The sequence below is a fragment of the Gluconobacter sp. Dm-73 genome, assembly GCF_018256215.1.
Taxonomy (GTDB): domain Bacteria; phylum Pseudomonadota; class Alphaproteobacteria; order Acetobacterales; family Acetobacteraceae; genus Gluconobacter; species Gluconobacter cadivus.
The window spans coordinates 1-13,848 of record NZ_JAERLW010000004.1 but is presented as its reverse complement, the minus strand read 5'-3'; the positions used below and the strand labels follow the sequence as shown (position 1 = coordinate 13,848).

The window sequence follows — 13,848 nt, the reverse complement described above, 5'->3', positions numbered from 1 at the left end:
GATCTCAGGCCGCCTCACGCGTGCCATCGCGGCTCAGACTGCCTGCCGGTCCGGCTTCGCGGTTGCGGACGACACCGGCTTCGATATGACGTTCATAGAAGCCTTCGAGCAGCGCGATGGCTTCAGCGGCGTTATCGACATTATTGATCGTGGAGCGGAACGTCGCAGATCCCGGCAGACCGGCGGAATACCAGGAGACATGTTTGCGCGCGAGCCGCAGTCCCGGACGTTCGCCGAAATGATCGAGCATCATGCGGTAATGACGCAGGGCGATTTCTTTTTCCGTGGCCAGATCCGGGTCCGGCACATCCTCGCCCGTCCGTAGGGACTGCGCCACCTGCGCCGTGAACCACGGACGGCCATAACAACCCCGCCCGATCATGACACCATCGGCCTGAGACTGGTGCAGCGCCTCACGCGCATCGCGGATGGTGTTGATGTCACCATTAACGATAACCGGCAGCGAGACCGCGTCCTTCACCGTTTTGACGAAACGCCAGTCCGCCGTGCCGTTATAGAACATCTGCCGGGTACGACCATGGACGGTCACAAGCCGGATGCCGCTCTCTTCCGCGATTTTTGCCAGACGCGGCGCATTGAGGGAGTTATGGTCCCAGCCCATGCGCATCTTGAGCGTCACCGGCACATTCACGGCCCGCGCCGTGGCTTCCAGCAGCTTCCCGGCCAAAACCTCGTCGCGCATCAGTGCAGAGCCAGCCATCTGCCCGATCGCCACTTTCTTCACCGGACAGCCAAAATTGATGTCGATGAGGTTCGCCCCCCCATCGACCGAAATCTTCGCCGCCTGCGCCATGGCTTCGGGATCACACCCGGCAAGCTGGACCGCATTGGGACCGCGCTCTGCCATCCGCGCCATACGCATGGTGTTTTCGTTCTCACGGATCATCGCCCAGGAAGCGATCATTTCCGATACGACAAGCCCTGCTCCCAGATCGCGCGCGAGCTGGCGGAACGGCAGATCCGTCACCCCTGAGAGCGGGGCGAGGATCACCGGGTCCTCGATCACCACGCCCTGCCCCAGATCAATGGGTTTCAGAACACGGTTCGGAGGAGCGTTCTCAGACGCATCAGGCGTGATGGAAGATGAGGAAACAGTCATGGCCCTTCCAATTTACCGCCCTGCCCCCGCAAGCGCAAACGCTCCTTTGAACGCAACCCGCCTTACGGTCCGCGCGCTATGGCCTGCGACAATGTCCACGCCCCTTCCGGCCAGTGTTTTTACGGAGAAGACCATGCCGCATATCACGACCAGTGACGGAATCCGCATCCATTACGAGGAACAGGGGCACGGACGGCCCATCGTCATGATTCACGGCTGGACGTTCTCGGGACGCTTCTTTCATCGCAATGTCGGCCCGATCTCCGAACAGGCCCGCGTCATCGCTATGGACCTGCGCGGCCATGGACGTTCGGAAAAACCGTCACACGGTTACAGGATCGCCCGTCTGGCCGCCGATCTGCGGGATCTGCTGGTGGCGCTGGACCTGCGGGACGCCACGGTTCTGGGCTGGTCGATCGGCTGTCCGGTCATCTGGTCGTATCTGGAACTGTTCGGATCAGAGCGCATCCGCAATGCCATATTCGTCCAGCAGACCCCGAAACAGTATTATTCTGCTGATTGGAAGCTCGGCCATGCCGACTGTTACGATCAGGCGGGCCTGACGGCCGTACAGCAGCAGCTAACCCTCACCCCGGAAGACTTCGACCGGGCCAATCTGGAAAACTGCATTTGCCATCCCCTTCCAGACGAAGAAAAGGCCTTCCTGCTTCGGGAGATGGCGCAAAGCCCCGCGCATGCCCGCAGCGCCATGATGGCCGATCACACCACGCAGGACTGGCGCGATGTCTTGCCGCATCTCACGCTTCCGGCCCTGATGATGGTGGCCCGAAAAGATACGATACTGAACCCCGAAGGTCCCGCCTGGGTCGCACAGCACATGCCCAACTGTACCAGCATAGACTTCGAAGACAGTGCTCACATGGTTTTCCTGGACGAAACTGAAAAGTTCAACCGTGCGGTTCTGGAGTTTCTGAAAACCTGACCTCAGCCTGTTGGGCCGATTTCTTCACTATGCCGCTTCAAACCGTCCTGCGTAATCACGAAACGCTCGTCACCGCGCAGTTCGGACAACCCCAGTCTTTGCAGCCGCTCCAGACAGGGCTGGTCTTTCAATCCGGTCGGGCGGCCCGTCGCGCCACAGAGCAGAAGCCGGTGCAGCGTCGAGCGGCAACACGTCTCAAGGTAAGGCTCGTCATAGGATTCAGAAGCAGGGGCATCGGACATGCATTCGCGTCTATCGTGTCCCTGCGTTACCGCCAAGATAAAACGCCACCAGACATCACCCAAAGCTGTGAGGTGGATGCTTCACAGCACGGATTAGGGTATGGAAACGATTCATGATCGATCTCGGAACGCTCGTCACCCCTCTCCTGCACCGCTTCGACACCGAAACGGCGCATGAACTCGCCATTCACTCTCTCGCTCTTGGCCTCGGTGGTCAGGCGCCGAAAGACGTCCCGGCCCTCTCGACCCGTGTGCTCGGCCTGCGCTTTCCCAATCCGATCGGCCTAGCCGCCGGGTTCGACAAGGACGCCCGCGCCATTCGCCCGCTCGCAAAGCTGGGCTTCGGGCATATCGAGGCCGGGACCGTGACGCCCCGCCCCCAGCCCGGCAATCCGGGCCCACGCCTGTTCCGGCTGGTCGAGGATGGCGCGATCATCAACCGGATGGGCTTCAACGGCTGTGGCGTGAACCGCTTCTGCCGACGTCTCGCCCGTCTACACCGTCCGATGCCCAATGGCCGGACGCGCGGCCCGATCGTTCCGCTGGGCGTGAATATCGGCATCAACAAGACCGGCTCCGACCCGCTTCGGGATTATCCGGAACTCGTAGCCCGCGTGCGTCCGTATGCCGACTACATCACGATGAATCTGTCGTCACCCAATACGCCGGGCCTGCGGGATCTTCAGTCGGCGGCGATGCTGAAAGAGCTTCTGGCAGCGATCAACACGCGCAACCCCGAACGGCCGCCACTTCTGGTCAAGCTCGCGCCGGATCTGGATGACAGCTCCTACGAGCCGATCCTTGAGGCCGCTATCGAAGGTGGTGCGCAGGGCCTGATCCTGACCAACACGACCATCGCCCGTCCCGGCAGCCTGCGCGATCCGGCAGCCCGCGAAACCGGCGGCCTGTCCGGGCGCCCTCTGGCGGCCCGTTCGCGGGACGTGCTGCGGATCGTCTCCGGACTGAACAAGGGCCGACTGGCGCTGATTTCCTGCGGCGGCATTGAAACAGGCGAGGACATTCTTGCCCGCATCCGCATGGGCGCGGACATGGTGCAGATCTATTCCTCTTTCGTGCTTCAGGGGCCCGGCATCCTGAGCCGCATGAAACAGGAACTTCTGGACGCCATGCGTCGCGACGGCTTCGAGTCGATTGCGGACGCGCATGGAGTGGACTGGAAGGACTGATCCTCCGCAGCACTTTACGCCTCCCGGGCATCTTTTCTCTCTGGGAAAAGATGCCTTTTTCATATCCGTGTTCTCCGCCGCAATCGAACCCCTGTCCCTGCAAACCGTTGAAAACCCATCAAGACACTGAACGGAACACCCGACGCATGACCACATGGCCTGCCGCGCGCGCCTCTTCATCTCTTAAACAACAGCGGTCTGGAGCCGTTTGCGGACGTGTTCTGAGTGTTCTGTCCGTCGCTTTCACGCTGGTTTTTGCAGGACTGGTTCCTCCCGCTGCACGTGCTGCGCCTCAGGCCACAGCCCAAACGAACACGGCCCCTTCCAAAGCCATGCCTAAAGGCATTGGAAACGACGCGCAGTCCGATCCCACCACATCCGGCCTTGGCTGGGCTGCGGTTTCCAGCACCATCGCTCACCAGCTCGACGACAGCGCCACCACTCTGCGGCAGGTCTTCGCCGTTCTGAACCGCAAGGATGAAAATACGGGCAACAGCGAACTCGACAGCCTGTCGTCCCGGATCCAGAAGGTCCAGCAGAACACGCAGGATGCCGTCACGCAGATCCAGTCCTACGACAACATCACCGAATCTTTTCTGAAGATCCTCGGCACCAGCGCGGCGGAAAATGAAGACCCGTCCGTCACGGCACAGCGGCAGCGGATGCAACAGAATGCGCAGTCCGTGAAATCGGCCCTGATCCGCGCCAGACTCTATAATCTTCAGGCCCAGCAGCTCAACACGGCCATCAACGCGCGTCGCACACAGCTTCAGCACGCGGCCCTGTCCGAACATACGGTTTCACCGCTGGCTCCGCGCTTCTGGAACACGCTCCTGACCGAGCGCGCCGAAAACCACTCTTCGTTTCATGAAGGCGGCGTTCTGGCGAACTGGCTCCACCTTCTGATCGGCTGCGCGATCACTTTCGCAATCATCGGCCTCAGCTCTCCTTTGATCCTGCGTCTGCTCAAGCGCTGTGGCGCCCATTTCCGGCCCGCCACTGAAGACAGTGTGAAAGAGGCGCTCTCCGCCAGCGTCATTGCCATTACGCTGAACGGTGCGCTGGAAGCCTTGATCGCTACCCTGACATGGTTCATCTGGGCTGCGGCAGCCCTGCCTGATGGCGGCGGCCCGATTGGTGCGATCATCGGCGAGACCGTTCCTGTCTGCGGCTTCATTATTGGCGCCGGTCTGCCAGTGTTCGGACGGAGCGGCGTTCTGGCGCAGGGCAATCCCGGAGAGCGCAAGGCGCTTCGGGGTGTGGACTGGATTCTAGCGATCAGCATTCTTCTTCTGGATCTGCTGCGTGCGTTTCAGGCTCAGGATGCTTTTGGGCAGACGCTTCAGATCCTGCTGGAAATCGCGTTCTCCATCGCCATTGGCCTGTGTGCTGTGGATACGTTTCGCCGACTGGGCAACCAGAACGATACGCGCGGCTTTGCGCCGTCTGCGCTGGGTGTGTCCAGCCTGCTTCTGACGGTCACGGTCATTTCCATCCTGCTGGGCTATGTGGCCTTCGCCTTCACGCTCAATGGCTGGCTGCTCTCGCTGGGCACGGGCGTGGCCATCGTGGCACTTCTGGGTCTGTGCTGGCGCGATGTTCTGGAGCGACTGTTTTCGGAAGGCAGTTTCTTCAGCCTCCGCCTGATGCAGCTTGGCCTCCCCCAGCCCCGCCTCTCGCAGATCGGAGTGATCCTCTCCGGGCTTGGAAATATCCTGCTGCTTCTGCTGCTGTTTTCCATTGCGCAGACAGATGGCAGCTTCAGTGTTACGGATATCACGACCCGCCTCTGGCTGCTGTTCGTCGGCAACACCATTCACGGCGTGAAGATTTCTCTCGATACGGTCGTCCTGGTCATCGTGCTGGCTGTGGTCGCCTATTACGCCATCCGCCAGACCCGAGGCTGGATCAGGGACCGGTTTTTCCCGACCACGCGCCTCGACATCGGCAGCCGGACGTCGATCCTCAGCATTTTCACCTATTGCTCGTGGATCCTCGTCGGCCTCGGTATTCTCTCCATCGCCGGGGTGTCTGTGCAGAACCTGACCTGGGTGGTCAGTGCTCTCTCGGTCGGTATCGGTTTCGGCCTGCAATCCATCGTGCAGAACTTCGTCTCTGGCGTTATTCTTATGGCCGAACGGCCAGTGCGCGTTGGAGACATGGTCGAAATCGCTGGTACACGGGGCGATATCAAGCGCATCAGCATCCGCGCGACCGATATCGGGCTGAGCGATGGTTCGACCATGATCGTTCCGAACTCACAGTTCATCACCACAAGCGTCAAAAACGCCACGCTGAGCGGTGCGACGGGCACCCTGACCCTAACATTTCAGGTTCCGGTGGCGACCCATCCGGAAAAAGCAAAATCCATGCTGCTGGAAGTTGCCGCACATCGCGACGATGTCCTCGCAACACCCGCCCCCAAAGTCCGGGTCAGTGCCATTACCGCAGACAGCCTGACTGTGACCCTGAGTGTCGCCCTCACCTCCGCGCGCGACGCCAGCAGCGTGCAGGACGCCATTCTCTTTGACGTCTTCCGCCGGTTCCGCTCCGAAGGCATCGCCATCACGACAGCCTGATCAAAAATAAGGAGTGGGACTCCGGGAAATGCTCGATTTCCGAACGGACTGACCATAATGTCAGTCCGTCCAGAGAAATCAGGATTCAGACCAATGCCGTCTCCGACACATATTCCCGGTGAAAAGTCAGGCGGACAGGTCTTTCATCTGCCTGTACGCTCCAAAACGCTTTCCAGAGCGGAAGCAGCAGCCCATCTCGCGCTACCAGAACGCAGAATGAAGCTGCTGTCCCTTCTCGGCACGGGGCCGGCGCACACGCAGGGTCCGGATGGCAAAATCGCGTATCGCCGCGAAGATCTGGAACTCTACCTTACGGCCCTGCACGAAAAAGCCGATATATCCGGGACGGAAATGGCGCGCCGCCGGGCGCAGGCGGCGCCCAGCCGTCAGCGGGCCCTGGAACTCGTGCAGATCAACAGCAAAACCGGCTTTCCTGATCCAGACCCGTTCATGATGCTGGCAACCGGGGCGGATGCCCGCCACCATGCCTGCTTTTTTATTATCAAGGTTATGGCGCTGTTCGGGCTGATTATGCTCTGCATTTCGTCAACACCGCTGCTGCGAGCACATTTCAACTGATGGATCGTCGAGGCCTCAGCCCTGACGATCCATCAGCATATTTGTCACGGCTGCCTTGAAGGGCAGAAGCCGGTTGGCTACCGCCAGCCCGGCCCGACGCGCCATCAGGAACGGAGCTTCGTCACGGGTATAGACGGTCGCAATGGCATTGGTGGCCGCAAAGAGCGGCGCCGTCGCCAGACGGTGCGTCCGTTCGAAACGCGACAGAACGGACGGATCACCCGCATCACCCGGACCATCTGCAATCGCCTTGGCCAGAACTTCCTGTCCCTTGAGGCCAAGATTGAACCCGTGCGCCGTAATCGGATGCATTCCCACCGCGGCATCCCCGATCAGGGCCAAACGCGGCGCCTGAAAGCGATGGGCGTAAACGGCCTTGAGGGGATAGACGCAACGCGCGCTCTCCAGCGTCATTGGCCCCATACGCCCCTGCGTGCGGGCGGTGATATCTTCGCTGAAAGCCTTGCCATCCAGCGCCTTGAGACGCGCGATCTCGTCTGGCTCCAGCGTCAGAACCAGCGACGAACAGGACCCCGGACGATCATCCGCTGCGACCGGCAGCAGAGCAATCGTCTGCCCTTCATCGAACCATTGAAGCGCCGTATTGGCATGCGGCTCGGGATGCCGCATCCGGCAGACCATGATGTTCCGCTGGAAATCGTGAACGATCGCCCCGATCCCGGCTTCGGTCCGCAGGCGTGAAAAACGCCCATCCGCCGCCACGAGCAGATCGGCCTCAAGACGTTCGCCATTGGCCAGAATGACGCCTGCCGACCGCGTATCGTGCCACGAACTGGCAATGCCTTCCCCGGCTTTGAGGTCTATACCCTGCGTTCTCGAAACCACGCGATAAAGCGCCCGGCGGATCAGATGATTCGCCACCATATGCCCCAGCGCATCGGGGCCATCGGCGGGCGCATCGAACAGAAGTGGCGGATTTCCAGTCTTCCCGGTCTCAATCCGGGCTGTATACATCGGGCAGATGCTACCAGCCGGGATTTCATCCCATGCCCCAACGGCTTTCAGCCATTCCGAGGCATGATGTGTCAGCGCGATTTCTCGCCCGTCAAAAGGCGGATCAGCCAGCACATCCGCAGATGACCGCTCGACAAGACAGACCTTACGTCCGTCCCGCGCAAACGAAATGGCAGCAGCCAACCCGACCGGACCACCACCCGCGATGATAACGTCGTAACGCATCTGTTCAGCCGGCATCTGCGGCGAACTTGATGGCATCGCCCTTCCAGACCGCCATGTAATCGTCGATTTCGGGACGCTTGCGCTCATCGGAATGCTTCGCGGGCGTTCCGACGAACAGGAAACCCGCGAGACGATGCGGCTCAGGCAGCCCCAGAGCTGTTAACAGAATACGGTCTTCACAGAACGGACCCGTTACCCACATACCGCCGAAACCGGATGCGTGAAGCGCGTTCAGAACATTCATCGCTCCTGCGGCCACAGCCATTTCCTGTTCGATGACCGGGATTTTTCCTTCAGGCTTAAGATGCATCCCAAGTGCGATGATCATTGGCATGTTGGAGAAGCGATGATGACGCTTGGTCTTCTTGGCTTCAGGCGCATCGGGCTCCTGCCGCCCCATCGCTTCCACCACGAGATCGGCGAAGGCCTCGCGATGCTTGCCCTTGATCACCGTATAGCGCCAGGGCCGCATTTTCCCGTGATCTGGCGCCCGCAGGCCAGCAGAGAGAATGGTGCGGAGATCATCCCCCTTCGGCGGAGGCTCGACGAGATGGTCCGTCGAGGCGCGGGAGAGAAGGACGTCGAGGGGAGAATGATGATGTGCCATAATCAGGAAATATGGTCCGATCTTTCTTCCTCGCCAAGGGCAATTTCCTGACACGGCCCACTTCAAGGAAACGTGACGTACTTTCGCACGGTTTCCTCCGGGAACGCGCTTTACCTGCTCCGGCTTTTTCTTTCTGCAAACGGACGGATTTTGCACGCATCTTAGCCAGATAGCGTGGAAATCCGCGCCATGCTGGTGTAGCAGGGAGGTCATGAACGACATCCGCCACGCCAGCCTGCATCGCGCCACCAGCGAAACCGACATCACCCTTGCCCTCACACTCGACGGCGAAGGCCGTTCCGACGTGGACAGCGGCATTGGCTTTTTCGATCACATGCTGACGGCGCTGGCCAAACATGGCGGTTTCAACCTTGACCTGAAAGCCAAGGGAGACCTGCATATCGACGGGCATCATACTGTCGAGGATGTTGGCATCGTTTTCGGACAGGCCTTTCGTCAGGCCATCGGAGGCAAGCGTGGGATCGAACGTTTTGGTCATGCGCTTGTGCCGTTGGACGAAGCCTTGTGCGAAGCCGTGGTGGATATTTCCGGCCGCCCCTATCTCGCCTGGAATGTCGTCTTTCCGCGGGAGAAGATCGGGACGATGGACACGGAACTGTTCGAAGAGTTTTTCCGCGCCTTCGCCATGTCCGCCCATATCGCCCTGCATCTGACCTGCAAGGCCGGAACCAATGCCCACCATATCGCCGAAAGCGGCTTCAAGGCCGTTGCCCGCGCGTTGAAAGTTGCCGTTTCACATGATCCGCGCTCGGCCGGTGCTATTCCTTCCACCAAAGGCGTGCTGTGAAGCTCTATATTCCCTGCACGAAGCTTGATGCTCCCGGCCCGCAGATCCCCGTGATGGTGCAGGACGGTTTTTCATGGCGCGTCCTGTTTTTCGGCTGGTTTGGCCTGCTGACCTATGGCGCTTGGATTTCCGCCCTTCTGGCTGCTGCCGTCACCATGATCGTTCTGCATGTCCTAAAAGGGTTCTGGCCCCGGCTTGATCTGGTCGTAGCCATTCACGCCGTCCTCGCCAGCTTCACGGCTGAGATCCGGCTGTGGGAACAGCGCCTGAATGGCCGCGTTCCCGGTACGCCCATCGCCGCACCCAGCCGGGACATCGCGCTCCTGCGCTGGATGGACCAGCAGCAATACGCCCCTTCCTACGGCACATCTCCGGAGTTTCCATGCGCGTCGTCGTAATTGACTACAATGGCGGAAATCTCGCCTCGGCCGCACAGGCAGCCCGCAAGGCCGCGACACGCAAGGGGATCGAAGCCGACGTCGTCATTTCCCGCGACGCAGACGACATCCTCACCGCAGACCGCCTGATCCTCCCCGGTCAGGGCGCATTCGCGGACTGCGCGCAGGGCCTTGGCCCCGAACTGCGCGCCATGCTTGAAACCGCAACTTCCAATGGCACTCCGTTTCTCGGCATCTGCGTCGGCATGCAGCTCATGAGCGAATACGGCCTTGAACATGGCCGGACCGAGGGGTTGGGCTGGATCTCTGGCAATATCCGGCGCATGGATGAAGCCGCCAGTGCCGGTCTGCGTCTGCCCCATATGGGCTGGAACACGCTGGATTTCACACCCGGCGCACATCTGCTGACGGACGGCCTCACACCCGGCAATCACGGCTATTTTGTTCATTCCTATGCCCTGCATGATGGCGCGGACAGCGATCTGGTCGCAACCGCGCAATACGGCACGCAGGTTCCGGCCATCGTGGCCCGCGGAAACCGCTGCGGCACGCAGTTCCACGTCGAAAAAAGCCAGGATGTCGGCCTGACCATCCTCGGCAACTTCCTGCGGTGGACTTCATGACGATCACCTGCGAACGGGTCGTCTCGTCGCTGTCGCCCGAAGATCTGGACGCCCTGATCGAGGCCACATCGGCGGGTATTCTGGACGGCGGCGGCTTCGGCTGGCTTCAGCCTCCCGGCCCGCAGGCTCTGGCGCGCTATTTCGAAGGGCTGCTGCTCGTCCCGGAGCGCAGCTTCTACATCGTGCGCGAAAATGGTGTGATCTGCGGGGCGGGCCAGCTTGTCCGCCCGCCTGCAAGCTATGAAGCCCACGCAGCAACCGCCAACCTGACCGGCTTTTTCGTGGCGCCCTATGCCCGCGGGCACGGTCTGGGACGCGCACTTCTGGAAGCCATGCTCAAGGGCGCAAAGGCCATTGGGTGCAAGGTTGTAAACTGCGACATCCGCGAAACGCATGTCGCCGCTATCGGGCTGTTCCGGTCATTCGAGTTCGAACACTGGGGCACGCATCCTTATTATGCACGGATCGGAGGGCAGACGGTGCGCGGACTTTTTCTCTCAAAACTTCTGGCAAACGAGAACGAGGCCGCCCGCTGGCAGTCCAGCATCGCCATGCCTGACGCCGGCAGTTCCGCCTCCGGTGCGGCACCCGAGCCCGAAACCCGGACTGCAACACACGGCCTAACGCTCTATCCTGCCATTGACCTCAAGGACGGTGCCTGCGTCCGCCTGCGGCGCGGCGAAATGGAAGATGCAACCCATTACTCTGACGATCCCGGTGCCCAGGCCCGCATGTTCGCCGAAGCCGGATGCCGTCACATCCATGTCGTGGACCTGAACGGTGCTTTTGCAGGCCGTTCGACCAATATTCCGGCGATTGAATCCATCGTGAAGGCCACCAGCCTTCCCGTACAACTCGGCGGCGGAATCCGAGATATGGCCGCGATTGAACGCTGGCTCGAAGCCGGTGTCTCACGCGTGATTCTAGGTTCCGTGGCCGTCAAAGACCCTGAACTTGTGCGTCAGGCCGCCCGTGCCTTCCCGGGCCGGATCGTTGCTGGCATCGACGCGCGGCAGGGCCGCGTCGCCACCGAAGGCTGGGCCGAGGTATCGGAACTGGAGGCCAACGATCTGGCCCTGCGCATGGAAGATGCCGGTGTCGCCGCCGTGATCTTCACCGAAATCACCCGCGACGGCATGCTGGCCGGGCTCGACCTCGAACAGACCGCAGACATGGCACGCCGCCTGTCCATTCCAGTCATCGCCAGCGGCGGTGTCGGGACTCTGGAGCATCTCAAAGCCCTGCGCGACGTCGCCCGCGACGTTCCGGGCATTTCCGGCGCGATCGTCGGCCGCGCGCTTTACGACGGCCGTATCGCGCTCAAAGACGCACTGGACGTCCTCGGGTCATGCTGAAACTCCGCGTCATCCCTTGCCTGGACGTCAAGGACGGGCGCGTCGTCAAAGGGGTAAACTTCGTTTCCCTGCGCGATGCAGGCGATCCGGTCGAACAGGCCAAACTTTACGACGCTGCCGGTGCCGACGAACTTACCTTTCTGGACATCACTGCCAGCGTTGAAAACCGGGACACCATTCTCGACGTCGTTCGCCGCACGGCCGAAGCCATCTGTCTGCCCCTGACCGTGGGCGGTGGTGTCCGCACCTGCGAAGACATGCGCCGTCTCCTGCTCGCCGGTGCCGACAAATGCGCCGTCAACTCGGCTGCCATCAAAAACCCGGACCTGATCCGTGAGGCCTCTGAACGTTTCGGCAGTCAGTGCATCGTCGTTGCCATCGATGCGCGCTCCAATGGCCAGGGTGGCTGGGAAGTCTATGCCAAGGGCGGCCGCGAACCCACAGGTCTGGATGTCGTGGAATGGGCGCGGAAAATGCAGGATCTGGGTGCGGGCGAAATCCTGCTGACCAGCATGGACCGCGACGGCACCCGTGCAGGCTTTGACCTCGATCTGCTGCGCGCGGTCTGCAACGCAGTAACTGTTCCGGTCGTTGCCTCGGGTGGCGTGGGCGAATTACAGCATTTCGTGGAGGGAGCGGAAGTTGGCGCAAGTGGCCTTCTGGCGGCAAGTGTGTTCCACTTCGGCCAGTTCCGCATCGATGAAGTCAAGAACGCGCTGAACAAGGCCGGTCTGCCGGTCAGGCTTGGAGAGTAAGATCATGGGTAAACCCGCCACCAAACCGGCTCCGAAGCCCTCAAAACAGCAGGATGACAAGAAATCCGACCTCCTGCAGGAACAGATTCTCCAGCGCCTGTATGACACGGTCCAATCCCGTCGCGGTACCGACCCGTCTCTCAGCCATTCCGCACGCCTGATGTCCCGCGGCCGCAACAAAATCGCCCAGAAATTCGGTGAGGAAGCGGTCGAGTGCCTGATTGAAGCCGTCAACGGCAACCGCAAGGAGCTGATCGGCGAAAGCGCGGATGTTCTGTACCACTTGATCGTTATGTGGGTGGACGCAGGCGTCTCCCCTGAAGACGTCTGGACGGAACTCAAGCGCCGCGAAGGCACCAGCGGCATCGCAGAAAAAGCTGCCCGCCCCAAGGAAAAGATCGGCTAAACAGGAGCCTGCCCATGGCATACGATCCCAACAACATCTTCGCCCGCATCCTGCGTAAGGAAATCCCCTCACGCACGGTCTATGAAGATGATTTCGTGCTCGCGTTTCACGATATCGTCCCTCAGGCGCCGATCCATGTTCTGGTCATCCCCAAAGGTCCTTACGTCTCCATCGCAGATTTCGGCGCAACAGCCTCTCCAGAAGAAATCACAGGCTTCTGGCGCGCAGTTTCAAAAATTGCCGAAGACGAAGGCCTGACCCAAGAAGGCTTCCGCCTCATCAGCAATTCCGGGCCTAATTCCGGACAGGAAGTCCCCCATTTCCATGTTCATCTGTTCGGCGGGAAAAGCCTCGGCCCTCTGCTGACACAAAAAACCTCCTAAATAACGCTTGCAAAGATCCGAAGGGCACCCTATTAAGCCCTTCGCCTCGTCCCATTCGTCTAGAGGCCTAGGACACTGCCCTCTCACGGCGGCAACAGGGGTTCGAATCCCCTATGGGACACCATGACTCTAAGTCATTGATTTTTCAGACAATTTTTTTTGCAGGTTTTCTGGCGCGTGGCACATAACCGTGGCACATGGGACGACACTGCGTGGCAACGCCTTACATGACCCGCCGGGGCTCCGGTTGGTATCTGAAAATCCGTATCCCGTCCGACATCCGCCCCATCTTGGGTGAACATCTTGTTCGCTCGCTCCGCACCAGCGATAAATCCACGGCCCAGGCGCGCGCGTTGGGGATGGCCGCATCATTGGACGGGGTATTTATGAGCATCAGACGCCAGGCTCTTGAACTCATTACCGGCGTAAGAGACAACAAGAGGTCACTGGCAGACCTCCGGCAGTTCTTGCAGGACCACGCGGACGAGCTGGCGACACAGCCACGCTCATTCACTGAGCCGTTCATTCGCAGTCTTCGGCGTATTGGAGGGCTTGAAGCGACCAGGAATCGCCAGGACCAGTTTTGGCTAGGCTCAGGACCTATTAATTTATTGAACTGAGCGAGAGGTTGTGATTCACAGGCTTACCGATGGAGTGTAGGCC

The 13,848-nt window shown here is 60.5% G+C and carries 16 protein-coding genes and 1 tRNA gene; 13 read left to right on the top strand and 4 right to left on the bottom strand.

All coding sequences use genetic code 11. From position 1 onward, the window contains the following. Positions 1-4: 4 nt before the first annotated feature. Positions 5-1,120, bottom strand: a complete 1,116-nt coding sequence (gene dusB / locus JK176_RS05320) for a tRNA dihydrouridine synthase DusB (RefSeq protein ID WP_211586885.1) — start codon at positions 1,118-1,120, stop codon at positions 5-7. On the opposite strand from dusB, the gene JK176_RS05315 reads away from it, so the two are divergent. Continuing rightward, positions 1,119-2,063: an alpha/beta fold hydrolase gene (locus JK176_RS05315; protein ID WP_249194238.1), complete on the top strand. Its 945-nt coding sequence runs from the start codon at positions 1,119-1,121 to the stop codon at positions 2,061-2,063. The two genes, dusB and JK176_RS05315, sit on opposite strands and share 2 nt — an antisense overlap. A 2-nt stretch (positions 2,064-2,065) precedes the next feature. On the opposite strand, the gene JK176_RS05310 is transcribed toward JK176_RS05315, so the two are convergent. Next, positions 2,066-2,305 (bottom strand): hypothetical protein, encoded by a 240-nt coding sequence (locus JK176_RS05310; protein WP_211586883.1) that lies wholly within the window; start codon positions 2,303-2,305, stop codon positions 2,066-2,068. Between the two features lie 113 nt (positions 2,306-2,418). Between JK176_RS05310 and JK176_RS05305 the strand changes: the two genes are divergently transcribed. The 3 genes from JK176_RS05305 to JK176_RS05295 all read left to right on the top strand — a co-directional run bounded on the left by JK176_RS05305 (position 2,419) and on the right by JK176_RS05295 (position 6,650). Next, positions 2,419-3,492, top strand: coding sequence for a quinone-dependent dihydroorotate dehydrogenase (locus tag JK176_RS05305; RefSeq protein WP_211586881.1), 1,074 nt, complete (start codon positions 2,419-2,421; stop codon positions 3,490-3,492). 146 nt (positions 3,493-3,638) lie between these two features. Then, the gene (locus JK176_RS05300) at positions 3,639-6,071 is read left to right on the top strand and encodes a DUF3772 domain-containing protein (RefSeq protein ID WP_211586879.1); all 2,433 of its coding nucleotides are present in this window, start codon (positions 3,639-3,641) and stop codon (positions 6,069-6,071) included. Positions 6,072-6,164: 93 nt separating this feature from the next. After that, positions 6,165-6,650 carry a hypothetical protein gene (locus tag JK176_RS05295; protein WP_194262242.1) on the top strand — a complete coding sequence of 162 codons (486 nt, stop codon included), beginning with the start codon at positions 6,165-6,167 and terminating at the stop codon, positions 6,648-6,650. Between the two features lie 15 nt (positions 6,651-6,665). On the opposite strand, the gene ubiM is transcribed toward JK176_RS05295, so the two are convergent. Together ubiM and JK176_RS05285 are read right to left on the bottom strand one after the other, a co-directional pair. Next, complete coding sequence (gene ubiM, locus JK176_RS05290) at positions 6,666-7,850, bottom strand: 5-demethoxyubiquinol-8 5-hydroxylase UbiM (RefSeq protein WP_211586877.1); 1,185 nt, start codon at positions 7,848-7,850, stop codon at positions 6,666-6,668. 4 nt (positions 7,851-7,854) lie between these two features. Then, entirely contained in the window at positions 7,855-8,457 is a 603-nt protein-coding gene (locus tag JK176_RS05285; protein WP_194267884.1) for a nitroreductase, read from the bottom strand. Between the two features lie 211 nt (positions 8,458-8,668). Between JK176_RS05285 and hisB the strand changes: the two genes are divergently transcribed. The 9 genes from hisB to JK176_RS15215 all read left to right on the top strand — a co-directional run bounded on the left by hisB (position 8,669) and on the right by JK176_RS15215 (position 13,805). Further along, the gene (hisB, locus tag JK176_RS05280) at positions 8,669-9,265 is read left to right on the top strand and encodes an imidazoleglycerol-phosphate dehydratase HisB (protein WP_211586876.1); all 597 of its coding nucleotides are present in this window, start codon (positions 8,669-8,671) and stop codon (positions 9,263-9,265) included. Continuing rightward, on the top strand, positions 9,262-9,663 hold the full coding sequence (locus JK176_RS05275) for a hypothetical protein (RefSeq protein WP_211586874.1): 402 nt from the start codon (positions 9,262-9,264) through the stop codon (positions 9,661-9,663). The genes hisB and JK176_RS05275 overlap by 4 nt, the downstream gene beginning before the upstream one ends. Next, positions 9,648-10,286 (top strand): imidazole glycerol phosphate synthase subunit HisH, encoded by a 639-nt coding sequence (hisH, locus tag JK176_RS05270; protein ID WP_211575328.1) that lies wholly within the window; start codon positions 9,648-9,650, stop codon positions 10,284-10,286. Before JK176_RS05275 ends, hisH begins: the two co-directional genes overlap by 16 nt. Continuing rightward, the gene (gene hisA / locus JK176_RS05265) at positions 10,283-11,641 is read left to right on the top strand and encodes a 1-(5-phosphoribosyl)-5-[(5-phosphoribosylamino)methylideneamino]imidazole-4-carboxamide isomerase (RefSeq protein ID WP_211586872.1); all 1,359 of its coding nucleotides are present in this window, start codon (positions 10,283-10,285) and stop codon (positions 11,639-11,641) included. Before hisH ends, hisA begins: the two co-directional genes overlap by 4 nt. Continuing rightward, a complete protein-coding gene (hisF, locus tag JK176_RS05260; RefSeq protein ID WP_194262236.1) occupies positions 11,635-12,396 on the top strand; it encodes an imidazole glycerol phosphate synthase subunit HisF in 762 nt (253 codons plus the stop codon). The genes hisA and hisF overlap by 7 nt, the downstream gene beginning before the upstream one ends. 4 nt (positions 12,397-12,400) lie before the next feature. Then, entirely contained in the window at positions 12,401-12,802 is a 402-nt protein-coding gene (locus tag JK176_RS05255; protein ID WP_194262235.1) for a phosphoribosyl-ATP diphosphatase, read from the top strand. Positions 12,803-12,816: 14 nt separating this feature from the next. Continuing rightward, a complete protein-coding gene (locus JK176_RS05250; RefSeq protein ID WP_211586871.1) occupies positions 12,817-13,185 on the top strand; it encodes a histidine triad nucleotide-binding protein in 369 nt (122 codons plus the stop codon). A 48-nt stretch (positions 13,186-13,233) separates the two neighbouring features. Next, a tRNA-Glu gene (locus JK176_RS05245) sits at positions 13,234-13,309 on the top strand. Positions 13,310-13,382: 73 nt separating this feature from the next. After that, positions 13,383-13,805 (top strand): DUF6538 domain-containing protein, encoded by a 423-nt coding sequence (locus JK176_RS15215; RefSeq protein ID WP_408874182.1) that lies wholly within the window; start codon positions 13,383-13,385, stop codon positions 13,803-13,805. Positions 13,806-13,848: the final 43 nt, after the last annotated feature.

Bases quoted from the DNA above. Each gene is read 5' to 3' on its own strand.
- JK176_RS05315 (WP_249194238.1), top strand. From the start codon at position 1,119: ATGGCCCTTCCAATTTACCGCCCTGCCCCCGCAAGCGCAAACGCTCCT.
- dusB (WP_211586885.1), bottom strand. From the start codon at position 1,120: ATGACTGTTTCCTCATCTTCCATCACGCCTGATGCGTCTGAGAACGCT.
- JK176_RS05310 (WP_211586883.1), bottom strand. From the start codon at position 2,305: ATGTCCGATGCCCCTGCTTCTGAATCCTATGACGAGCCTTACCTTGAG.
- JK176_RS05305 (WP_211586881.1), top strand. From the start codon at position 2,419: ATGATCGATCTCGGAACGCTCGTCACCCCTCTCCTGCACCGCTTCGAC.
- JK176_RS05300 (WP_211586879.1), top strand. From the start codon at position 3,639: ATGACCACATGGCCTGCCGCGCGCGCCTCTTCATCTCTTAAACAACAG.
- JK176_RS05295 (WP_194262242.1), top strand. From the start codon at position 6,165: ATGCCGTCTCCGACACATATTCCCGGTGAAAAGTCAGGCGGACAGGTC.
- ubiM (WP_211586877.1), bottom strand. From the start codon at position 7,850: ATGCGTTACGACGTTATCATCGCGGGTGGTGGTCCGGTCGGGTTGGCT.
- JK176_RS05285 (WP_194267884.1), bottom strand. From the start codon at position 8,457: ATGGCACATCATCATTCTCCCCTCGACGTCCTTCTCTCCCGCGCCTCG.
- hisB (WP_211586876.1), top strand. From the start codon at position 8,669: ATGAACGACATCCGCCACGCCAGCCTGCATCGCGCCACCAGCGAAACC.
- hisH (WP_211575328.1), top strand. From the start codon at position 9,648: ATGCGCGTCGTCGTAATTGACTACAATGGCGGAAATCTCGCCTCGGCC.
- hisA (WP_211586872.1), top strand. From the start codon at position 10,283: ATGACGATCACCTGCGAACGGGTCGTCTCGTCGCTGTCGCCCGAAGAT.
- hisF (WP_194262236.1), top strand. From the start codon at position 11,635: ATGCTGAAACTCCGCGTCATCCCTTGCCTGGACGTCAAGGACGGGCGC.
- JK176_RS05255 (WP_194262235.1), top strand. From the start codon at position 12,401: ATGGGTAAACCCGCCACCAAACCGGCTCCGAAGCCCTCAAAACAGCAG.
- JK176_RS05250 (WP_211586871.1), top strand. From the start codon at position 12,817: ATGGCATACGATCCCAACAACATCTTCGCCCGCATCCTGCGTAAGGAA.
- JK176_RS15215 (WP_408874182.1), top strand. From the start codon at position 13,383: ATGGGACGACACTGCGTGGCAACGCCTTACATGACCCGCCGGGGCTCC.